Here is a 24,024-nt window from a genome sequence, read left to right as displayed (position 1 = left end):
CCGTATTTTTTAATTGATAGATAATAAAAACAGCTTTCAAATGGCTGTTTTTATTTTTTAAAATTAATAATATATGTATTTTTTCTTTGAGAAATGCAATGGTGCAAAAAATGTTTACTTTAAGGCGCAAGAAAATCAAAGACTTTTTGCAATAGACATAAAATAAACAGTATTCAATTTTATCGGAGATAAAACCTTTGCATCTTAAAGCAGTTAGCGTTTAATTTATTGGCGTCTTTGCAATTTCCAACAAACTCTTAATAACCAAAAAAACCAGGAAAAATCAGCATTTTCATTTATAATAGCTATAGAGAGAATGGCTATTTTGAATATTTTCAAGGTTTAATATTCCGTACCTTACGGATCACTTAGTAAAATTATTTTTATGGAAAAAAGAAAAATCAAAAACACCGATTTGTCGGTTGCGCCAATCAATTTCGGAGGAAATGTTTTTGGATGGACACTGGACGAGAAACAGTCTTTTGATATACTGGACCGCTTTACTGAAGCCGGATTCAACTTTATAGATACTGCAGATACGTATTCATGGTGGGTGAATGGAAAGGGCGGACAGTCTGAAGAAATCATCGGAAAATGGATGAAAAGCAGAGCAAACCGTAATGACATCGTTTTGGCCACCAAAGTAGGTTCGGAGACGAAAGAACATGGCTATGATATCAGCAAAAAGCATATTTTGCAATCTGTAGATGAATCGCTGCAAAGACTTCAGACGGATCATATTGATCTTTATTATACGCACTTTGATGACAATACCACTCCGGTAGAAGAAACCCTGTCTGCTTATGATGAGATTATTAAAGCAGGAAAAGTACGTTATATTGCAGCTTCCAACTTATCACCGGAACGTTTGAAAGCATCATTTGAAGCTGCTGAAAAGAATAATCTTCCTAAATATGTTGCTTTACAGCCCCATTACAACTTAATGGAAAGAGAAGGTTTTGAGCAAAACTATGCCCCTCTGGCAGAGCAGTTTGATTTGAGTGTATTTCCTTATTGGTCTCTGGCAGCAGGTTTCTTAACAGGTAAATACCGTGATGAAGCAGATTTGGCAAAAAGTGCAAGAGGTGAGGGAGTAAGAAAGTATTTAAATCCTAAAGGACTTGAAATATTAAAAGCGCTGGATCAGGTAAGTGCAAAACATAATACCACTCAGGGAACGGTTTCTCTGGCATGGCTGCTATCCAATCCATTGATCACTGCTCCAATTGTAAGTGCTACCAGTGCATCTCAGCTGGAGACCGTGTTCAATGCTCCGAAACTTGCTCTTGATCAGGAAGATATGGCTTTGTTGAATAACGCAAGCAGCTAATTTTTTCAACTTTATTATAGATTAAAATTAAATCCGTTCATTGCTGAACGGATTTTTATCGTTTGACGATGCTAACCACCCCGTCAAAAATTCAAAGAATTTTTGACACCCCTCCAGAGGATGGGAATTCAGGTTTACGGTTGTCATTTTTGCCTTTAATATTAATCAGAATATTCTTTCAGAAGCTGTCTGTAGCTCATTAATATTGAAGATTTTGAGATAAAACCAATAAAATCATTATTGTTATTCACAACGGGCAGATTCCATACACCTGTATCATCAAAAGTCTGAAGGATATCCAACGGTTTATTTTCTCTGTGAAGAATTGCTGGCGGAGCTTTCATCATCTGAGCTACCGTCTGGGATGTTTCCATTTCTTTGTTAAAAAGATAAGGTCTTATATCATCTAACGTAAGGACTCCTCTAAGTTTTCTGTTTTCATCCACCACAGCGAAAATATTTTTATTACCGTTCTTTACCAATTCAAAAAGTTGACTAACAGAGGCATTTTCATTAATGGTCTGGGAATATTTATCTATAAAATCTTCCGTTCTTAGTGCGAAAAGAAGGTTTTTATCATGTTTATTCGTGAAAATCTTTCCTTCATCCGCTAAGGATTTTAATTCCGGTGAAATCGGGGAGAACCATTTGGCAATCAGATAAGATATGATGGAAGCAATCATCAGCGGGATAAACAGGTCATATCCGAAACTTGATTCAGCAATCAAAAATATTGCGGTAAGAGGAGCATATAAAACACCGCTCATGGCTCCGGCCATTCCTACCAAAACAAGATTGGTCACCGGAACATCTGTAAAACCAATATGCTGGCAAACCAATGCAAACAGATACCCCAAAGTTCCACCAGCAAAAAGAGAAGGGGCAAAATTACCTCCGTTTCCGCCGCTGAATATGGTAAATGAAGTAGCAAATGCTTTTAAAAGTAATACCAGAACCAGAAAAATGATAATCGTCCAGTCTCCGATCTCAAAATATCTGAAAAAACTGTTTTCAATAATAGAGTAGGTGTTTCCGTTGGTAAAGGCCTTTACAGTCTCATAACCTTCCCCGAATAAAGGAGGAAAAAGAACACATAGCAAAGAAAGCACAGCTCCCCCAAACATCGCTTTACGAAGTCTCGAAAGCTGAAGCCCTTTTATAAAATGCTCCACTTTTTGAGAAATAATGACAAAATAACGGGCATACAACCCTGTAACAATTCCTAAAATAAGATAATACGGAACATTTTTATAGTTAAACGGATCTCTGGTATAAAACCTGAAAAGCACGTCTTCCTGAAGCAAAATCCTCGACAAAAGACTTCCACAGACTGCAGCAACAACCAAAGGAATAAAATCCGTGAAGACCACGCCTGTTAAAAGGATTTCAAAGGCAAACATAATCCCGGCAATAGGAGCATTGAAAGCAGATGCAATCCCTGCAGTAGCACCAGCAGCCAGCAACAAAGTACGTTCTTTGTAGCTAAGTCTATAGGTTTGTGCATAATTGGAACCAATAGCAGCTCCGGTAACCGCAATAGGACTTTCTAATCCGGCAGAGCCTCCCAATCCAACCGTAACCGCACTTTGTATCACCTGAGAATACATTTTAACAGATGCCACAATACTTGAATTCTGTGCAATTTCGTATAAAATAGCTCCGATACCTTTACGATCCTGACCTTTAAATAGTGTCAGAACGATCATCGTAGTAAGAACAATTCCCAAAAATGGAAAAACAATATAAAATAATATCTGATATTCAAAATGAACTTTATTGGTAATGAAATAATGAATATTGTGTACCAGCGTTTTCAGAATAACACCTGCCAGACCAGCTGTACAGCCTACCAGAATTCCGGAAAGAACAAGAAACTGATTTCTGCTGAGCCTGTTGTTCAGCCAATGCAGGATAAGCTCATAACTGCGCGCTTTTTCCAGTCCGTATTTCTGGAAATCTCTTTTAAATTTAAGGAAGCTAAGGTACTTTTTTTTGTTGTGAATTTTCACCTTGGAAATATTTTACGCTATCATCAGATTGATAAAGCAGCGTAAATTTATGAAATATATCACAAAAAACCTTCTTTTGAAACTGTTGAATTATTCTATAGATTCTATTATTGTAACTTATCTTTTAATCTAAAAGAAATTCATTCATCATATGTATTGTTTATCTTTACTTTTAGTAAGTTTTAATTTATTAAAGAGAAATGAATAAAATTCATAAATATCAGGCATTTGCTGTTTAAAAATATGGAACAAAACACCCATTGAAGATGAACCTATTGCCGCTGTAATACTGGAAAGCTTTATCTCCAGAGATCAGGAACTGAATCTCGTAGGAAAATGTGGAGATACAGTATATGCCAGCAGTCCTTTAAGTATTTATCATGTAGATTTAATGTTTCTTGATCTCCATATTCCGGTGGCGTAAGTTGCTGAACGTGATTTTATTTTTCTGAACCGTGGTAAAAAGAAGGTTAAAATTATTCTTCAGGATATATTTTATATTAAAAGAAAACAGTTATTAAATAAAAAAAATTATTTTGAGGCAGTAAAAAAAAAACAATTAAACATCTGAAAACAAAATACTTACATTAAAATACAAAATTTGTGATGTATGCGTGATGTATTTATGTTGCATTTATTTATTTGATATGTTTTGATTTTTGATGCAGATTTGTGAGCAAATAACACACGATGAAAAAAATATTATTACAGGCTTTTGTGCTTACTTTTGCATTAAGCCATTCCCAGGTGGGCATTAATCAGCCATCACCATCTGCATCACTGGATATCGTCTCAAAAGGCAATACCAATACTACAAAAGCATTAGAAATAAACAATTCCACAGGAACGGAAATGATGACAGTTCTTGATAATGGGAATGTGGGAATAAATGCACCTATCCCTACTGCGAAGCTACATACCAAAGGAAGTGTCCGTTACGAAAATCTTCCCCAATTAGCATCCGGTGTAACACCTATTGCAGTAGATACCAATGGATATGTAGGTACCTATGTACCAGCTGTGCTTTATTCATACATTACGATCGACAACACCCAGACTACTTCAGCATTTTCTCTTTACAATAATAATATTTTCTACAGTTTGCCTTTCCAGACAACCGGTATTGACAGTAATTCACTAAATGTAACATTGGGCACTGATACATCTGCAACGCTTAACAGAATCTACGGAGGAAGTAATCCGGCAACCAATGTAATTTACATTACCATTCCTGATCCTGGCGTATATAAACTAAATTTAAAGTATTCTATTAATTGTACTGGTGCTATATCCGGCAGTAATAATGGAAACAATTTTATAGGTGTAGTCAGCAGTATTTATCTGGCATCTGCAGGAAATACTACTTATAAAGAACAGACCAGTATACGCAACAATATATTTCCTCTACGTGACAGTACTGGTAATTTAAGCAGTCCTGGACAATATGATTATCCCTCACAAAATAGTATGTTTTCTATTATAGCAACTACAACAGCCAATCAGAAACTTGCACTATTTACTAACTGGGGAACAGGAGATCAGTTCAACACAAATGCATGTTCTCTTTCAGGTGCTGCTGGTTTGGAAAAAAAAGCAACATTGATTATTTCTAAGTTATAACTGCAAATAAAATGGTAATGAACAAAATATTCTTGATACCCTTTACATTTGTTTCCTTCTTTTTATTTGCTCAAAGCAGCAATGTAGGATTCAATACAGCTACGCCGACTGCCACTCTTGATGTTGTTTTTAAAAGCAATACCAGTGCAACAAAAGCCTTGGAAATTAATAATTCTTCTGCTTCAGAACTTATGAAAGTAATCAATACAGGAAATGTGGGAATTAATATAGGAACTTCCATGCCCACAGCCTTATTACATGTAAACTCTGCAGCAATACTTAATATCAGGCATGAAAATTTACCTAAGCTTTTATCACCGGCTTATACACCTCCCTTCAATAAATTAGGAGTGGATGCCTCTGGAAATAATGTAATTATGCCAGTCACTGTTAAATATTTGTATTATCAGCAACGTTCCAACTATCCTGCCACGTATTCGCCTACTAACAACACAGGCGGATTTTCGCTATATGACCCCAATCAGTATATCAATATTCCCATTATTAATGATGCCGGACTAAAAGGGAATAGCGCAGGATTTACTTTTGGTACAGATACTTCAGCAACAGTGAATGGACAGTCGGTAAGTAATGTCAGATACATTGTAATTCCTGAGCCTGGCGTATATACTTTTGAAGCCTGGGGATCAATTCGTTGCAACAGATATAATAACACTCAAAATTATAGTTTTTCCGGACAGATGAATATAAATACCGTTTTTGCCACAGCATCCGGCAGTATTTATACTTCCAATACTGTTTCAAGAGGAATTATTAACGCCAACAGGGATAATTTTGGAAATACAGTAAATGTATCTTATGCATTTTCAAATGCTCAGATCTTAACGCATACATTACAAACAACAGTACCTAATCAAAAAGTAGCACTTTTCTTTCAATATGTAAGCGGAGAACCCAATCAGTTAACCCACAATGAGTGTCTTCTCAATATACCAACCGGTGGTGACACAAGTTACTATATTATCATTACTAAATCGTAGTTTACAATACCAGGTTTAATAACAAATACTCTTTAAATACAAAAACCTGCAATAATGCAGGTTTTTGTATATTTTTATTTTGCTCCCGGAGGGCAGTGTTCTTTCAGGTATTTTGTAAACATTGTTGCCAGATGCAGTGATGTTCCTTCACCTTCATTAATAGCGTGGCTACGGTTAGGATAAGACATCAGCTGAAATTGTTTGTTGTATTTTACCAGTTCATTGATGTAAACTTCCGTATTTTGATAATGTACATTGTCATCACCTGTTCCATGAACCAGTAAAAGGTTTCCTTTTAAATTTTTAGCATAAGCCAGTGGAGAACCATTGACAAAGTCTTCTCTGTTTTCCTTTGGAAGCCCCATATAACGTTCCTGATAAATATTATCATAGAATAGCTGATTGGCAACGGGTGCAATAGCAATTCCTGTCTGGTAAATATCAGGATACTGCCCTAAAAGGTTGAGGGTAGAAGAACCTCCACCGCTCCAGCCCCATACGGCAACTCTTGAAGTGTCAATATAAGGCCATTTTGCAAATAAAGCTTTTGCTCCCATCGCCTGATCACGGATATTCATCTGACCTATTTTACGATAGACAGATTTTCTCCACTCACGTCCTCTTGGAGAAGGTGTTCCCCGATTTTCAAGAGAAACATATAAATAACCGTCTTCAGCCATATTTCCGGTATATAACCAATTCCAGCCGGTATAAAAATCATCTGTTACTGTTTGCAGAGCAGGCTCCCCATATACATAGAAAACGATTGGGTATTTTTTATTTGGATCAAAATTTTTAGGTTTTACTACCCATCCGTCTAAGGTAACTCCATCCTCTGTAGTCACCTGGAAAAATTCAGCTTTAGATTTTGCCGGATCTGCTTTTGCAGACCTCTTGGCAGCAACCAATTCTTTATGTTCCGGAAGTGATATTACTGCATCTGCGGAAAATGCATCGATACTGTTATTGGTAAACATGGCAATTTTTCCATTGGGTGATATCGTATAAGTATTAGAGCCTGTATAGGATTCAGGGGTTACTTTTTGGGCTTTTCCTCCTTTCATACTTACTTTGTACAGGTATTTCTGAGTGGCATTATTCGGGGAAGCTAAAAAGTAAATCTGGTTGTTTTTAACATCAAAGAATTCTGGCTTAATTACATCGTAAGCATCTTTTGTGATTAATGTCTCTTTACCGTTCATATCTATTTTATAAATATGTCTCCATCCGTCCTTCTCAGAAAGCCATAAAAATTCTTTACCATTATCAATCCAGTCCCAGCCTTTTGGATCGTTGTCATTCCATCGGGTTTTTATATCAATCCATGCCGCATCGGTTTCTGTGTGAATGACCTTACTGCTTCCGGAATTGGCATCTGCTACGATAATTTTACTTTGATTCTGCTTTCTGTTCAGTTGCTGCAGAATAATGGATTTAGAATCCAGCACCCATTCCATTCTTGGAATATAGTTTTGCTTTTCATCCCCTGCAATATCGGCTTTCTTTGAAGATTGGGAAGCAAGATCATAAAACCAGATACTGCATCCGGAAGGATTTTCTCCCACCTTTGGATATTCTACCGGAACGGTAAAAGAATATAGACTGTCTGTATTATTGATCATCAGGAAGTTTTTCGTACCACGTGCATCCAGCTTCCAGTAAGCAATTTTACTGCCGTCCGGCGACCATCTGAAACCATCCTGAGTTCCGAATTCCTCTTCATATACCCAGTCAAAAGTTCCATTAATCATTCCGTCTGTACCATCTGTAGTGATCTTAGTCTGCTGATTGCTGGCAAGATCTTCCACATAAATATTATGCTTAGATACATAAGCAACTTTTTTTCCATCCGGAGAATATTTTGCAAACATCAGTGAGGAAGCAGGTAATCCTTTTCCCAACTGGGTAAGCTTTTTGGTATTTTTGTCGAAAATCCAGTAATCTCCACGGGTATTATCTCTCCATACTTTCTTTGTATTGGCAAAAAGCAATAAACTTTTATCATCAGGAGCTACCTGAAAACTCTGTAACTGTAAGGCTTCAGAACTTCCGGCAGGAATCAGTTCACTACTGTTTAAAAGCATCTGATCTTTTCCGGGATGCAATAGATCAACAATTTCCACCCCTTTTTTAGTAAATGAATAATAAGCGTTGCCATCTGGAGTCCATTGTGTCTTCTGTGCCGCGAATGGTGACAAGCACAGGAAATACAATGCAATAGCTGTCAGTTTTTTTATGTTCTTCATAAATAGTATTTGGATTAAGCTAAATGCTCAGCTCTGTAATTTTCAATGTCTTCAACCGATTTAATTAATCCGTTGCCCAAAAGTCTGTAATTGTCATCTGTAATCAGGAAATCATCTTCCACACGGATTCCTCCGAAATTCCTGTATTCATTTACTTTATCATAATTAATAAAGTCTGCATTCCTGTTTTCAGCCTGCCAGATGTCAATCAGCTCCGGAATCATATAGATACCAGGTTCAACCGTAACTACAAAACCGGATTTCAAAGCTTTTCCTAAACGTAAAGATTTCAATCCGAATGTTTTGGTATCTTTTGGCTCTTCCTCGGTATAGCCAATATATTGTTCTCCGAGGTCTTCCATATCATGCACATCAAGACCCATCATATGACCCAGTCCGCACTGAAAGAACAGCGTATGAGCATGGTTTTTTACAGCATCTTCAGGATTTCCTTTCATCAGTCCAAGATCAATAAGACCTTCTACCAGATGCTGTGCTGCTTTCAGATGAATATCTTTAAATCGTACTCCCGGTTTCAAAAGATTCTGAGCTTGATTAAAAGCATTCAGAACCACTTCGTACATATCTTTTTGCTTCGTTGTAAAAGTTTTGCCTACAGGAAATGTTCTGGTAAGATCACCTGCATATCCCATCGCTGTTTCTGCTCCGGAATCATTCAGGAAAAGATCCCCATCTTTCATTGTATTAAGACGATAATGATTATGCAGAATACCTCCGTTGATCGTCACAATAGGAGGATAAGACATCTGACATTCTTTATTAGCAGCAAGGTATTGGATGGCATTGGCAATTTCATATTCTTTCATCCCGGGTTGAGTGAGGCGCATTGCCAGCAAATGCATTTCATTGGATACATTTACGGCCTCTTCTATCTGTACAATTTCCTGAGGTTCTTTAATGGAACGCTGTTTTACAATTGCCCTGATCATTTCTACAGAAGGTTGTAATTCTCCTATTTTAATCCCAAGAAGATCTCCCAGTAAAATTTTATTGGAAGACTGATAAGGAGGAAGGTAATGAACTTTTCTGCCGGAAGTCTGTGCTTTTACTATATATCGGGCAAGTTCTGCATATGGCTGTGTTTCCTGTACACCGGATTTCAAACTTTTCTCTTTCAGTGTTTCCTGTCTGCCCATCCACACGATGTCATCAATACTCAGTTCATCTCCGAAAACGATGGTCTTATTTTCATCAATATCGATAATGGCTGCGATACGAGGTTCCTGGATTCCGAAATAGTATAAATAGGTACTGTCCTGACGGAAATAATAAGGATTATGTTCAAAGTTCACAGGATTTTCAATATTTCCCAGAAATAGTAAGATTCCGTTAGATACACTTTTCTTTAATATTTCCCGTCTGTCTTGGTAAGTTTGTGCTGAAAACATATATTATGAATACTTTTTATTTTAAAAATTTAAAGTTACGATTTTGTACTATTTATAACTCTTTATTCATTAAAAATTAAGATTCTGTAAAATTTGGATTTTAATATGATATTCAATGTTCATATTTTGTTTAACTTCAGCAATATTTTAACCTAACGAGTAGAGTGTTCCCATAAAGTATTGATATTATGAAGAGTCTCCAGTTTTCTGTTCCTGCCGATACTAACAAAAGTATCCGCATACAGGAAGATATTATGCCTAATTTCTATCCTTATTTCCATCGTCATACAGAAACACAGATCATGTGGATTCTTAAAGGGCATGGAACATTGGCTATAGAGCAGAATCTTTTTAATTTTGAAGCAGGTGACATTTTCTATCTGGGCGCCAATCAATCCCATGTTTTCAGGGGTAATTTTGAAAAAGATGAAAAGCAGAAGGTTCATTCCATCTCTATTTTCTTTGATCCTCATAAGAAGATTTCCGCCTTTTTCGTCTTACCGGAATTTGAGGAACTTAAAAACTTCATCAGTCATTCAGAAACAGGTTTCCAGGTGGCTTCCAAACTCACAAAAAGCATTGGAGAAAATATTGCTGCATTACAAAAGACTAAAGGAGTAGATCAGATCATAGATTTTATCAGAATTCTAAATCATCTTATGCAAAACAGACATTTGCATATTCCGTTATCTTCAGAAAAGAATCTGCCTAATCATATTTCCGATACAGACCAAAGAATTATAGATGCCCAGAATTTTATTAAGAAAAATTTTGCGCAGAATAAACTTACCCTCGACCTTATTGCGAAAGAAGCCTGTATGACTCCTCAGGCTTTTTGCCGCTCTTTTAAAAAACGTACCCGCATTACTTATATTGAATATCTCAATGAGCTTCGTGTACAAAGAGCCTGCAAACTTCTGACAGCCAGCAGCATGTACAGCATTTCTTCTGTTGCTTTCAATAGTGGATTCAATAGCCTTACCAATTTTAACAGGGTTTTCAAGTCCATTATGAAATATTCGCCTAAAGAATACCTGAAGCATTATAAAGAGGCTACAATAGAGCAATAAAAAGCGGCATGTTAAAATACGGTTAGAACATATTAAAATATTAACATTTACCGTTTTGAAATTCTGCTAGTTTTGGATAAATATTATTTGATATGAGTACAAAACTAAACTGGGAAGGTATTTATCCCGCTGTATTAACGCCTTTTACAAAAGAAGGTGAGATAGACTTTGAAATGTTTGCCATCAATACGGAAGCACAGATTAAAGCTGGCGTTCACGGAATTATCCTCGCTGGAACATTGGGAGAAGCCAGCGCTTTGGAAACAGAAGAAAAATTTGAACTGCTGAAATATGCGAAAAAGATAACACAGGGTAGAATTCCTGTCATTCTTAACCTTTCTGAAAATACAACCAAAAATGCAGTTAACTTTGCTCAGAAAGCCAAAGAATTTGGAGCAGACGGACTGATGCTTCTTCCTCCGATGCGCTATAAAGCAGACAGCCATGAAGTTGTTGAATATTTCAAAGCAGTTGCTTCTGCTACAGATCTTCCTATTCTTATCTATAACAATCCCGTAGATTATGGAATATATGTTACCCTTGAAATGTTTGAGGAACTTATTGAATATCCAACCATTCAGGCCGTTAAAGAATCGACAAGAGATCTGGCGAATGTAACCAGAATGATTAACCGCTTTGGAAAAAGAATCAAAATTCTAGGAGGGGTAGATACGATTTGTCTGGAAACCCTGATGCTTGGAGCAGACGGTCTTGTGGCAGGTCTTGTAGATGCTTTTCCTAACGAAACTATGGCCATGTACAACTATGTTAAAACAGGCGAATATGACAAAGCTGTAGCCATCTACAGATGGTTTATGCCGTTGCTGGAACTTGACATTCACCCTAAACTAATCCAGTATATTAAGCTGGCAGCAACAGCAGAAGGAATAAGCAGTCCTTATGTGAGAGCGCCACGTCTTGAACTTCATGGAAAAGAAGCGGAAAAGATTCAAAAAATTATTGAAGAAGGCAGAGCTAAACGTCCGTTACTATTAACTCCGGAAAAACAATTATGATTGAAGAAGCATCAACACAAAATATTGACAGAAGAATTCAATTGGCTGTTGAAGCCTTTCAGTTCCTGAAGAATACCACCATCAATGAAAGGGCTGAATTTATGAATGCTGTTGCGGATCAGATTGAAGCTTTGGGGGATGAGCTTTTAACAGCCGCTCATTCCGAAACGTCATTACCATTAGCCAGACTTACCGGTGAAAAGGCCAGAACTGCGGGACAATGGAGAAGCTATGCAAAAGCAGTATCTGCCGGAATCTATACAGAAGCCAGAATTGATCTTTCTCAGCCTGAAAAGCAAAAAGGAGATCTCCGGAAATACAATGTAGGCATTGGACCTGTAGTCGTTTTCGGAGCCAGTAATTTTCCTTTTGCATTTTCTACAGCGGGTGGTGATACTGCGAGTGCAATTGGGGCAGGCTGTCCTGTCATTATAAAAGCACATCCGGCACATCCACAGACTTCACAGATAATGGCTGATGTTATAACTGCAACCGTTAAAGCTTTTGGATGGCCAGAAGGAATTTTTAGCCATATTACAGGGAAATCTTACGAGATTGGCGCTTATCTGATCCAGCATCCGGACATCCAGGCTGTTGCATTTACCGGCTCTTTCAATGGTGGAAAAGCTTTGTTTGATATTGCCAACCGCCGTGATAATCCTATTCCGGTATTTGCAGAAATGGGAAGTATTAATCCTGTATTTGCCCTGCAATACTTGCTTGAAACCAAAGCAGAAGTATTAGCGAAGGAATATATTGCTTCTTTAACGCTGGGAGTAGGGCAATTTTGTACCAATCCGGGAGTGTTTATTGCATTGAAAGGGAAGCCACTTGACCGTTTTATCAATACTTTAAAAGTGGAAATTCAAAATGTTGCTCCTGCCCATATGCTTCATAAAGGTATATTTGAAAGCTTCGAGAAAAATAAAAATACAGCGATAGCACAACCCAATGTTGAATTGATTGCATCAGCACATACTGAAACAGAAGGCTCATATGGAAATGCTTCAGTGATAACAACCAGTGCCAGTAATTTCATGAATAATCCGGTATTAAGTGAAGAAGTCTTTGGCCCGTTTGGTATTGTTGTAGCATGTGAAACTGACGAAGAGCTTAGGAAAATTGCTCAACAGTTAAAAGGACAATTAACGATTACTATTGCAGCTACCAATGAAGACGTACGTGATAATAGTAAACTGATCAATCTTCTTAAAGATAAATGCGGAAGATTATTATTCAACGGAATGCCTACAGGAGTAGAGGTTGTGTATGGCATGCAGCATGGAGGACCGTTTCCTTCTACTACCGATTCCCGTTTTACCTCCGTAGGACCGGATGCCGTCAAACGCTTTGTTCGTCCAATTTCTTTCCAGAACTGGCCGGATGAATTTCTACCCGAAGAATTAAAAAATAGCAACCCATTACAAATCAGCAGAATGGTGGATGGAGTAAGGAATTCAGAATCATTAAATATACAGACCACATGAACAGAACATTTTTTTGTATAGATTCACACACCTGTGGATGTCCTGTACGTCTTATTGCGGGAGGAGCACCCATTTTAAAAGGGAATTCCATGATGGAACGCAGGCTGCATTTCATGCAAGAATACGACTGGATTAGAAAAGGATTAATGTTTGAACCCCGCGGTCATGACATGATGAGCGGAAGTATTCTGTATCCTCCTGTAGATGAAAATAACGATATCGGGGTTTTATATATTGAAACCAGCGGATGTCTTCCCATGTGCGGACACGGAACCATCGGAACGGTTACCATTGCCATTGAAGAAGGTCTTGTTGTTCCCAAAATTCCTGGAAAATTACGACTGGAAACGCCTGCAGGGCTTATCCTCATAGATTATGTACAGGAAGGAAAAAAAGTAAAGTCTGTAAAACTGACCAATGTAAAATCTTTCCTATATGCAGAAAACCTGGAAGTTGAATGTCCGGATCTTGGAGTAAGAAGAGCCGATGTAGCTTATGGCGGGAACTTCTATGCCATTATAGATCCTCAGGAAAACTTCAGAGATATTTCTGATTTTACGGCCAGCCAGCTCATCCATTATGGAAAACTTATCAGAAAATTACTCAATGAAAAATATCAGTTCATCCATCCTGAAATAGAACATATTACCGGATTAAGTCATATTCAGTGGACAGGTAAACCTACTGATCCTAAAGCCAGCGGAAGAAATGCGGTGTTGGTAGGCGAAAATGCCTTAGACCGTTCACCATGTGGTACAGGAACATCTGCAAGAATGGCTCAGTGGTATGCTAAGGGAAAACTGAAGGAAGGGGAAGAATTTATTCATGAAAGCTATATCGGTTCTCAGTTTATCGGGAGAATTGAAGAAGCCACAACTATTGATGGAAGAGCCGCGATTGTTCCGTCAGTAGAAGGCTGGGCAAGAATTACGGGGTACAATCATATTATCATTGATGATGAAGATCCTTATTGGCAGGGATTTCAGGTTATGTAAATAAGTATATGACACAAAATAAAGGAAAAGCACTTATTATCGGTGCAGGAATAGCAGGATTAAGTTCAGCTTATTATCTTTTACAAAAAGGCTGGCAGGTGGAGATTCTGGAACAGAATGACCTTACCGACAACTGTTCTTATGGCAATGCAGGAATGATTGTACCCAGTCATTTTACACCATTGGCAGCTCCGGGAGTTGTTGCACAGGGAATACGATGGATGTTTGATAGTAAAAGTCCGTTTTATGTAAAGCCCTCACTCAATGCCAACCTGATATCCTGGGGATTGAAGTTTCTGAAACATTCCAACCAGAAACATGTTGATCATTCTGCAGCTGCCATCAGGGATCTTAACCTGGCAAGCAGCAGACTTTATAATGAGATTGCACAAAAAGATGAATTTGATTTTGAACTTCATCAAAATGGCATTTTAATGCTTTATAAAACAGAGAAAGTTGCAGAAGAGGAGACAGAATTGGCTCATAAAGCAATTAAGATGGGTTTACCCGTTGATATTCTGGATAAAAAGGGAATTCAGAAGCTCGAACCCAATACCCGATTGGATGTTATCGGAGGCGTCAATTATAAATGTGACGGGCATATGAATCCCATGAAACTGATGAAACAAATGATCTCTTATCTTAAAAATAATGGCGTAATTTTTCATCCCCTTCACAAAGTAACAGGTTTTGAAACTTTTGGAAACCATATTAAGGCTGTCATTGCCAATGATAAGCAGTTTACCGCAGACAGGTTTATCATGACGGGAGGTTCATTCTTACCTGAACTTGCTCAAAAAGCAGGTATTAAAATTCAATTAATGCCTGGGAAAGGATATTCATTCATGCACAAGCCAGAAAACCCACTCAATACCTTGGAACATGCTGCCTTATTACTTGAAGCGAGAGTTGCAGTTACCCCTATGAACGGGCAGATCCGCTTTGGCGGAACTATGGAACTGGCTTCACACCAGGATAAAATTAATATGAGAAGAGTAGAAGGAATCGTTAGGTCTATTCCTGGCTATTTGCCGGATTTCCAGGTTAAAATACCCAAAGAATCTGAAATCTGGTTTGGATACAGACCCTGTGCCCCGGACGGACTTCCTTACTTAGGACAATCTTCCAAATTGAACAATCTGATTATTGCGGGAGGCGGTGGAATGATGGGGTTAAGTCTCGGGCCTATTTTCGGGAAAACAGTTTCAGAGCTTGCCAATGACCAAAAGCCAACGGTTGAGATAAAGATATTCAACCCTGAAAGATTTAGTTAAAAAACATCACATAACACACAAAATTATTATTTATGAAAACACTAACTCTTACAATGCATCCTATTATGAAGATTGCATTTTTTATCGGGTTCTTATTTTGCTATCCCTGTGAAAGCAAAAAATCAGAACCATTGGAGCCATCCCAAACAAATTCCAAAGCTGTATCTGAAAGCACTAAAAAATTAGAAATATTTCTTACAAAACATCTTATTAATGATATAACTTTTAAAAACTAAGACTATATAGAGACAATCAAAACATTTTTAAGTCCAAAACAATTTGATTATTCAAATAATTTATTAACACACAAATCCAAAAAACCATGAAATTTAAATCATTATTAATTATGTCCCTATTTCCAATAATAGGTTTTGCTCAAGAAAACAGACCTCATGAGTGTAAAGCAGATGAAATGATGAAAAAACATTTTGAACTGCATCCTGAATCTAAGGCTGAATATGAAAAATTTGAAAAATACACTCAAGATTTCATAAAAAAAATGGGATCAAACAAAAATTCATTGAATAATAGGATCAGCAATCCAACCTACATCATCCCTGTGGTTTTTCATGTGTATGGAGAATCTCAAAGTAATGTAAAAGTAAATTACAAAAAAGTAGTTGACTTACTGGAACAAATCAACTTAAATTTCAATGGAATTAACGCTGATTCAAACACTGTAGATCCTGACTTCCAATCTATCAGAGGAGCTTTAAGCATTGAATTTCGATTAGCTAAAATTGATCCAACCGGAAAAGCAACAAGTGGAGTAGTATTTCACCCTTTCAAAGGCGGATATGGCAATGGAGGCGGATATGATGCAGAAATTGGCACCGATGCTTGGGATAATACAAAGTATATGAATGTGTATATCCAAAATGACCTATATGCTAATAAGGATTTATATCAATCAGGAGTTGCCTGGTATCCGGATTCATACATGAGTTCAGTAAATACAGCCAGAGTTGTTTATAATGGACGTTATATATTTAATGCTGCAGGAACAGTATCTTCAAACGAATTTTCTGATACATTCACTCACGAATTTGGGCATTGGCTTAATCTTCAACACACGTTCAATGTTCTTTGTTCAACTTCAAATCCAGGTAATGATGGGGATGGAGTTGCAGACACTCCTGTAGAAAATATGTCTTCAGGATTAGGATGTACAGCGGGTAACAATTGTCTTGGCCAAAAAGTAAATATTGAAAACTATATGGGATACAATGGTTCTGCCGGTTGTTATAAAATGTTTACCAATGGACAGGTTAACAGAATGCTGGCAGCATTAAACCATCCTTCAAGAATAAATTTATGGAAGCCTGCCAACTTAGCAGCAACCGGAGTTGCTAATACGCCACCTAGGCTAACGCTTAGCAACAGTACATTTACAGAGAACTTAGACAATAGCGGTAGGGTGTCATTAGATGGAACAGTAGCCTCTGCTCCTACATCAACAATTACACTAAATTCAGCAACATTTGCCGTACCCAATGGAACAACTCTTACAGCAGGAACACATTTCACGTCTTCATTACCAGCAGGACTAACAGCAGCGATAGTAGTTACAAGCCCAACAACTGCTACACTTACCATAAATGGTGCTGCAACCAGTCATCCCAAAAGTCAGGTCCTGAATTCATCAATTACATTCCTGAATCCAGCTATAACAGGAGGCACAACTTCACTAGGGTCAACGACAGCTTTAGCATTAACTTTTTCTTATAAAGATCCTTATAAAATAGTTACAGGAACTCCTCTGGAAAGCTATGCCAACCCAATAGCAACAACCGTAACAACCAACTCCGGAGCTCCATGGAAATATTTTATCATTAACCCGGAGCTTAGTGATGATGCAGGATATGGCGCTTGGTACTATGGCGCAAATCAATTAAAATTGGAAACTTATTGGAAAGGATTAGTATGTGAAACAGGAACAAGAAATATCAGTTTAATTCCAGCCTGCACCACTATAACTAATGCAAATAATATAGGTTACCCAATTGGTACTCCCGGACAACTTGACGTGTACACTCCTACATATACTACCTGGTCTGGTAAAACAGCCTATGTTGGTTTTAGAAACCAATTCGAAGGCTACAATATTAACGGCTATTTCAAACTGATTGTTGGGGCCAATGGTTCCGGTTATTCTGTAACTGAGTTTAGATATAATACACAACCATATGGCAGTATTACAACACCTTGTACACTATTATCCACTGCAGACGTTGATACAACAAACTCAGAAACATCTATCTATCCAAATCCGGTTTCTGATGTATTGAATATTAAAACAAAAGGAGAAATTAAATCAGTTACTGTTTATGATTTGTCAGGAAGAAAGATTAATGCTCCGGTTACTGGCCATAAAGTTGATCTTAAAAACTGCCAGAGCGGAACTTATTTAATTGATATTGAAACTTCTTTAGGGAAATCTTCCCAGAAATTCATTAAAAAATAGTTCAGTATTCATATGCAGTTGATTGGGCTTAATTTGTAAGCCCAATTTTTTATCCTGTTTATGAGCAATTCTTCATTTATTTACGTATTTTTATTCTGTAATTACATTTCAATGCAGTATAAAAACGACAGGATTATCATCCGTGAATTTACATCTGAAGAATTTCCTTTATTCTCTACTCTTTTTGAAAATGAAAACGTTACCCGATATCTTCCTTACAAAACTCCTGAAGAGTATAAAGAAATGTTTGACAAAGCATTGGGCAGTTACAAGGAAAGCTCATTCAGCAGATGGGGAATATTTAATGCTCAGAATCAGGATTTTGTAGGAATGTGCCTGGCAAGAATCTTCCTAGACAATCCAGAACAGATAGAAATAGGATATACCTTAGGCGAAAATTACCGGGGTAAAGGATTCGGGACAGAAGTATGTAAAGCACTTATTGACTATTGCTCTTCATTAAATCATAAGAAAGATATCGTTGCCGTAACCGATCTTGATAATGTCGGATCTCAGAAAGTACTGCTGAAAAGCGGTTTCGGCAGAATTGAAAACCTTGCGCGAGAAGACAGAGAACTGGCTTACTTTATATTGCAAAAAAAGTGAACTTACTGAGTACTTTTTTCCCCCAGATTTCACAGATTTACACAAATGCTTGTGCATATTTTTAGACTAAAATAATCTCAGGCAATAAAAAATCAAAGATTTTTTTAAGCTTTAGTGAACTTCTCAGCAATTTATCTGTTACTTAAAATCAATTTAAGTGTTTTAAAATCTTTTGTGACTTTTGTGTTAAAATACAAACTCTTCAGCTATAAAAACATTTCATTTATACAATAATTTATCATAACTTGCAGAAATTATGATGTCGAAACGTTGCAAATATGCGCTTAAAGCAATGGTCAGATTAGCAAGGAATTATAACCAGGGCTTTCTGCCAACTTCCATTATTGCACAGGACGAGAACATTCCCAAGAAATTTCTGGAACAAATCCTTCTTGAACTTAAAAGAGCCAAACTTGTCAACAGCAAGCAGGGTAAAATAGGAGGGTATTATCTTTTAAAATCACCAGATGAGGTCTCATTAGCAGATATTTACCGTATTTTTGACGGACCCATTGCACTTACGCCTTGTGTATCTTTAAATTTTTACGAACCATGCGATGATTGTGTTGATGAAGCAATCTGCTATCTGAGAAAAGAATTAATCATCGTTCGTGAAAAAACCAGAAAAAGTATGATGGAAGCCACTCTGACAAAGTTTATCAATGAAAAATAAAATTTTTTACATTTAAATTCTACTATTTTGATAGGAGTTATAGAATTTTATATATATTTGCAAGACTTAAATCTCAATTCAAAATGGAAAACAGTCTGAAAAATGAATTCGAAAATCTTGTAAAAGAGGCTTCTGAAGCTTCTTTTCAAACTAATGGGCTGCAAATACTGACTGAAAGATTCCCGGGAAAAGTGATCTTTTCAACCAGTTTCAGTTATGAAGATCAGGTCATCACTCATCTGATAAAAGATTTAAATATTGAAATCTTCACTTTGGATACAGGAAGACTCTTTGAGCAGACCTATGAAACCTGGACATCTACGAAGGCTTTCTTTAAAAAGAACATCAAAGCCTATTATCCGGATACGGAAGAGCTCAGAGAATTTGTTACAGAAAATGGCCCTGATTCGTTCTACCAATCTGTAGAAAAGAGGAAAGCATGCTGTACTATCCGAAAGGTTCACCCTTTAAAAAAAGCACTGGAAGGCTATAAAGTATGGATTACAGGTTTGAGATCCGAACATTCTCCCAACCGAAAGAACATGCCGCAGCTGGAATGGGATCCGGATAATAAGATCATAAAATTTCATCCCATTCTTCACTGGACCACAGAACAGGTGACAGCATACGTAAAAGATCATCACTTACCTTACAATCACCTCCATAAAAAGGGTTTTGTAAGCATAGGATGTGAACCCTGTACCAGAGCCATCAAAGAAGGGGAAGATTTCAGAGCCGGCCGCTGGTGGTGGGAAGATGCCAACAAAAAAGAATGCGGTCTGCATATTCATCAATAAAAAAGAAAAAAATGTCAATACATCAGTTAAACTATTTAGATCAGCTGGAAGCCGAATCTATTTATATATTAAGAGAAGTTGCGGGTCAGTTTGAACGTCCTGCTTTACTATTCAGCGGAGGAAAAGACAGCATTGTACTGGCTCATCTGGCAAGAAAGGCTTTCTTCCACGGGAAAATCCCTTTTACATTTGTTCATGTAGACACCGGGCATAACTTTCAGGAGGTACTGGATTTTCGTGATCAGCTGGTAAAACAGTTAGATGTAGATCTGGTAGTCAGAAAAGTGGAAGACACCATAAAAAGTAAAAAACTGACTGAGGCTAAAGGTAAATTCCCAAGCAGAAACTGGCTGCAAACCTATACACTTCTTGATACGATTGAAGAATTTGAATTCGATGCCTGTATAGGAGGCGCCAGAAGAGATGAGGAAAAGGCAAGAGCTAAAGAAAGAATCTTCTCCGTTCGTGATGAATTCGGACAGTGGGATCCTAAACTTCAGCGTCCTGAGCTTTGGAATATTTTCAACGGAAAGATCCATAAAGGAGAAAATGTAAGAGTTTTCCCAATCAGCAACTGGACAGAGCTTGATATCTGGAACTATATCCGAAGAGAAAAAATTGCACTGCCTTCCATCTATTTTTCGCATGAAAGAGAAGTGATCGACTTTAACGGCCAGTGGCTGGCCAATTCTTCCCACGTTGTGCTAGAACCAGAGGATATTATCACCACAAAGAAAATCCGTTACCGTACCGTAGGAGATATGACGTGCACTGCAGCTGTAGAATCCAATGCTGTAACAATAGATGCTGTTATCGAAGAAATTGTAGCCACCAGAATTTCAGAACGTGGGGAAACCAGAATTGATGACAGGGTAACAGAAGCCGCCATGGAAGACCGAAAAAAAGGAGGCTATTTTTAATCAATGATAAAAGATAATTGACTAATGATTACACAAAGCATTTTTATCAATTATCATTCATAATTTATCACTTATCATTTATAATTACAATCGGATGGATATATTAAGATTTATAACAGCAGGAAGCGTAGATGACGGTAAAAGTACCCTTATTGGCAGACTGCTTTACGATAGCAAAAGTATTTTGCAGGACCAGTTGGAAGTCCTTGAAAAACATTCCAAAAATAAAAATGAAGACGGAGTAGACCTCGCCCTTTTAACGGATGGTCTTCGTGCTGAAAGAGAACAGGGAATTACGATTGATGTTGCTTACCGCTATTTTTCAACCGCAAAAAGAAAATTTATCATTGCAGATGCTCCAGGACACGTGCAATATACCCGTAATATGATCACCGGAGCATCCAACTCTGATTTGATGGTTATTCTGATTGACGCAAGAAAGGGTGTGATTGAGCAGACCAGAAGACACTCTATCATCGCCTCTTTATTACAACTGAAAAAAGTAGCTGTAGCCATCAACAAAATGGATATGGTAGATTATTCCGAAGAAGTTTTTGAAAATATAAAATCTGAATATGCAAAAATTGCAGAAAATCTGGGATTAAATGAGGTAAGCTACTTCCCGATATCAGCATTGAAAGGAGACAATATTGTTTCAAAATCTTCCAGAACAGACTGGTATGAAGGAAATTCCCTTCTCGAATATCTTGAAGAAGTAAAGCTGCACGAAGAAAAAAATAACGGAAGCCGTTTCCAGGTTCAGTATGTAATTCGTCCTCAGACTGAAGAACTCCATGATTACAGAGGCTATGCCGGACAAATTTTAAGCGGAAAGTTCACAAAAGGAGACAAAATTCGTATTCTTCCTGCAGATCTGACCACTGAAATCACCAAAATTGAGATCAATGGGATTGAAAAAGAAGAAGCTTTTGAAGGTCAGCCTGCCGTTATCCATCTCGCTCATGATGTAGATGTCAGCCGCGGAGATATTTTTACTACGGAAGAACATTTTCCCTCTGTGGAAAAAGACTTTGAAATTCTTTTATGCTGGCTAGATCAGAAACCTCTGCAGCCGGGGAATAAATACCTTTTGCAGCAGAACAGCAGACTTGTAAAAGCAGTTGTAAAAGAGGTAGATTACAAGATCAATGTCAATACTCTTGTCCGGGAACAGACCGATGGCGAAATTAAACTGAATGAAATTGTGAAAGTTACCCTCCGAACGGCACAGCCTTTGGTCTATGACAGTTTTACTAATAATAAAACAACAGGCTCTGCCATTTTGGTGGATGAAACGTCCAATTCAACGGTAGCAGCCTGTATAATTCAATAGAAAAAATGGCAATTTCCGATCAATTAATTCAAAGAATTCATCAGACCAAACAAAATAATATTCATGGATTCTTTGATAAAATAAAGACAAAAAAATGGGTAAAGGATTTGTATGAAACACTTTTCCTTCCTCAGAGTGACAATACTGAAGATCAGCTGAAAAAAAATTTTGAAGCCATTCAGAAAACACTTTATGATCTGATTAATATTGTTACAGGAGATAAAATCCTTACTGAAAAACAGGTCGGTAAGTTTTTTGAGGCGTTGCCGGAACTGTATGATCAGCTGGTGTTGGATGCAAAATCTATTTTGGAATTTGATCCTGCCGCCGATTCTCTGGAAGAAGTATACCTGGCATATCCCGGCTTTTTTGCCACGTATGTCTACCGTATTTCGCATCAGCTCTGGATTCAGGAAGTGAAAATTTTACCACGGGTTATTTCAGAATATGCCCACAGTAAAACCGGAATTGATATACATCCGGGAGCCACCATCGGAAAGTCTTTTTTCATTGATCACGGAACAGGAATCGTGATCGGAGAAACAACGGTTATCGGAAACAATGTCAAAATCTATCAGGGCGTTACCCTCGGAGCATTGAATGTTTCCAAAGAAAAAGCCCATCAGAAAAGACATCCCAATATTGAAGATGATGTGATTATCTATTCGGGAGCTACCATTCTGGGAGGCGAAACCACCATAGGCAGAGAAAGTATCATAGGAGGAAATGTCTGGGTAACACAGGATGTTCCCGCCAATTCTCTGGTCTACCATAAAAGTGAAATAAAAATAAAGGATAATAGTTCTTTACCGGAATCTTTAACCTTTGTAATTTAAAAAATAAAAATAGATAGATATGAAGTTTCAGAATGCATTAGAAACGATCGGAAATACACCCGTCGTGAAAATTAATAAACTCTTCAGTTCAGATCATGAAATCTGGATCAAACTTGAAAAAAGCAATCCGGGCGGAAGCATTAAAGACAGAATTGGACTAGCAATGATTGAAGATGCTGAAGCTAAAGGATTATTAAATAAGGACAGCGTCATTATAGAACCTACAAGCGGAAATACGGGAATAGGTCTTGCTTTGGTAGCTGCTGTAAAAGGATACAAACTCATTCTTGTCATGCCGGAAAGCATGAGTATAGAACGCCGCAAAATCATGGAAGCTTACGGTGCACAATTCGTATTGACTCCAAGAGAAAAAGGGATGAAAGGTGCTATTGAAAAAGCTAATGAGCTGGCTGAAGAAACCCCCAATTCATGGATTCCAAGACAGTTTGATAATCCTGCTAATGTAAAAGTACATGTAGAAACCACCGCTCAGGAAATTCTAAAAGACTTCCCGGACGGCTTGGATTATATCATTACCGGAGTAGGAACCGGAGGACATATCACCGGAATTGCAAAAGTGGTTAAAGAAAAATATCCAAACGTAAAAGTTTTCGCCGTAGAACCGGAATTATCACCTGTTTTAAGCGGAGGAAGCCCCGCGCCACATCCATTACAGGGATTGGGAGCAGGCTTTGTACCTTCTATCCTGGATATTACCCTTTTAGATGGAGTAATTACAGTAGGCAAAGAAGAAGCTTATGAATACGCGCTTAAGGCAGCTAAAAAAGAAGGTCTTTTTGTCGGAGTTTCTACTGGAGCCTCTTTAGCAGCCATCGCCAAACATTTACCGCAAATACCGCCTAACGCTAAAATCCTTACCATCAATTACGATACCGGAGAAAGATATCTGTCGGTAGAGGGACTCTTTTAAACCCTTA

General features: G+C 37.6%; 19 protein-coding genes. 16 read left to right on the top strand and 3 right to left on the bottom strand.

Annotated features, from left to right (window positions below):
* Window positions 1-385 precede the first annotated feature (385 nt).
* Complete coding sequence (locus tag EK417_RS13145; RefSeq protein ID WP_136522396.1) at window positions 386-1,330, top strand: aldo/keto reductase; 945 nt, start codon at window positions 386-388, stop codon at window positions 1,328-1,330.
* A 161-nt stretch (window positions 1,331-1,491) separates the two neighbouring features.
* Here the strand turns inward: EK417_RS13145 and EK417_RS13140 are convergent, their stop codons facing one another.
* Window positions 1,492-3,339 carry a chloride channel protein gene (locus tag EK417_RS13140; RefSeq protein ID WP_136522395.1) on the bottom strand — a complete coding sequence of 616 codons (1,848 nt, stop codon included), beginning with the start codon at window positions 3,337-3,339 and terminating at the stop codon, window positions 1,492-1,494.
* 690 nt (window positions 3,340-4,029) lie between these two features.
* On the opposite strand from EK417_RS13140, the gene EK417_RS13130 reads away from it, so the two are divergent.
* Entirely contained in the window at window positions 4,030-4,959 is a 930-nt protein-coding gene (locus tag EK417_RS13130; RefSeq protein WP_136522394.1) for a hypothetical protein, read from the top strand.
* A gap of 17 nt (window positions 4,960-4,976) precedes the next feature.
* Complete coding sequence (locus EK417_RS13125) at window positions 4,977-5,960, top strand: hypothetical protein (protein WP_136522393.1); 984 nt, start codon at window positions 4,977-4,979, stop codon at window positions 5,958-5,960.
* A 74-nt stretch (window positions 5,961-6,034) separates the two neighbouring features.
* On the opposite strand, the gene EK417_RS13120 is transcribed toward EK417_RS13125, so the two are convergent.
* Together EK417_RS13120 and EK417_RS13115 are read right to left on the bottom strand one after the other, a co-directional pair.
* Window positions 6,035-8,206, bottom strand: a complete 2,172-nt coding sequence (locus tag EK417_RS13120; RefSeq protein WP_136522392.1) for a S9 family peptidase — start codon at window positions 8,204-8,206, stop codon at window positions 6,035-6,037.
* A 14-nt stretch (window positions 8,207-8,220) separates the two neighbouring features.
* Window positions 8,221-9,615, bottom strand: coding sequence for an aminopeptidase P family protein (locus tag EK417_RS13115; protein WP_136522391.1), 1,395 nt, complete (start codon window positions 9,613-9,615; stop codon window positions 8,221-8,223).
* Window positions 9,616-9,803: 188 nt separating this feature from the next.
* Between EK417_RS13115 and EK417_RS13110 the strand changes: the two genes are divergently transcribed.
* The 13 genes from EK417_RS13110 (at window position 9,804) to cysK (ending at window position 24,017) form a co-directional block, all read left to right on the top strand.
* Window positions 9,804-10,685, top strand: a complete 882-nt coding sequence (locus EK417_RS13110) for an AraC family transcriptional regulator (protein ID WP_076594733.1) — start codon at window positions 9,804-9,806, stop codon at window positions 10,683-10,685.
* A 92-nt stretch (window positions 10,686-10,777) separates the two neighbouring features.
* Window positions 10,778-11,701 (top strand): dihydrodipicolinate synthase family protein, encoded by a 924-nt coding sequence (locus EK417_RS13105; RefSeq protein WP_136522390.1) that lies wholly within the window; start codon window positions 10,778-10,780, stop codon window positions 11,699-11,701.
* The gene (locus EK417_RS13100; protein ID WP_136522389.1) at window positions 11,698-13,188 is read left to right on the top strand and encodes an aldehyde dehydrogenase (NADP(+)); all 1,491 of its coding nucleotides are present in this window, start codon (window positions 11,698-11,700) and stop codon (window positions 13,186-13,188) included. Before EK417_RS13105 ends, EK417_RS13100 begins: the two co-directional genes overlap by 4 nt.
* Window positions 13,185-14,183, top strand: coding sequence for a 4-hydroxyproline epimerase (locus EK417_RS13095; RefSeq protein ID WP_136522388.1), 999 nt, complete (start codon window positions 13,185-13,187; stop codon window positions 14,181-14,183). Before EK417_RS13100 ends, EK417_RS13095 begins: the two co-directional genes overlap by 4 nt.
* Before the next feature lie 8 nt (window positions 14,184-14,191).
* On the top strand, window positions 14,192-15,457 hold the full coding sequence (locus EK417_RS13090) for an NAD(P)/FAD-dependent oxidoreductase (RefSeq protein ID WP_136522387.1): 1,266 nt from the start codon (window positions 14,192-14,194) through the stop codon (window positions 15,455-15,457).
* 346 nt (window positions 15,458-15,803) lie between these two features.
* Window positions 15,804-17,921, top strand: a complete 2,118-nt coding sequence (locus tag EK417_RS13085) for a zinc-dependent metalloprotease (RefSeq protein WP_168801993.1) — start codon at window positions 15,804-15,806, stop codon at window positions 17,919-17,921.
* 111 nt (window positions 17,922-18,032) lie between these two features.
* Complete coding sequence (locus tag EK417_RS13080; protein WP_136522385.1) at window positions 18,033-18,527, top strand: GNAT family N-acetyltransferase; 495 nt, start codon at window positions 18,033-18,035, stop codon at window positions 18,525-18,527.
* A gap of 256 nt (window positions 18,528-18,783) precedes the next feature.
* On the top strand, window positions 18,784-19,200 hold the full coding sequence (locus EK417_RS13075) for an RrF2 family transcriptional regulator (protein WP_076594726.1): 417 nt from the start codon (window positions 18,784-18,786) through the stop codon (window positions 19,198-19,200).
* 83 nt (window positions 19,201-19,283) lie between these two features.
* Window positions 19,284-19,997: a phosphoadenylyl-sulfate reductase gene (locus EK417_RS13070; protein WP_136522384.1), complete on the top strand. Its 714-nt coding sequence runs from the start codon at window positions 19,284-19,286 to the stop codon at window positions 19,995-19,997.
* Between the two features lie 11 nt (window positions 19,998-20,008).
* Complete coding sequence (gene cysD / locus EK417_RS13065; RefSeq protein ID WP_076594724.1) at window positions 20,009-20,917, top strand: sulfate adenylyltransferase subunit CysD; 909 nt, start codon at window positions 20,009-20,011, stop codon at window positions 20,915-20,917.
* Window positions 20,918-21,011: 94 nt separating this feature from the next.
* Window positions 21,012-22,250 (top strand): sulfate adenylyltransferase subunit 1, encoded by a 1,239-nt coding sequence (locus tag EK417_RS13060; protein WP_136522383.1) that lies wholly within the window; start codon window positions 21,012-21,014, stop codon window positions 22,248-22,250.
* A gap of 5 nt (window positions 22,251-22,255) precedes the next feature.
* On the top strand, window positions 22,256-23,086 hold the full coding sequence (epsC, locus tag EK417_RS13055) for a serine O-acetyltransferase EpsC (protein WP_136522382.1): 831 nt from the start codon (window positions 22,256-22,258) through the stop codon (window positions 23,084-23,086).
* Window positions 23,087-23,105: 19 nt separating this feature from the next.
* Window positions 23,106-24,017, top strand: coding sequence for a cysteine synthase A (gene cysK, locus EK417_RS13050; protein WP_136522381.1), 912 nt, complete (start codon window positions 23,106-23,108; stop codon window positions 24,015-24,017).
* The last annotated feature ends 7 nt before the right edge of the window (window positions 24,018-24,024 follow it).

Source organism: Chryseobacterium candidae, assembly GCF_004916905.1.
Lineage (GTDB): Bacteria > Bacteroidota > Bacteroidia > Flavobacteriales > Weeksellaceae > Chryseobacterium > Chryseobacterium candidae.
This window is presented reverse-complemented; position numbering and strand designations above follow the sequence as displayed.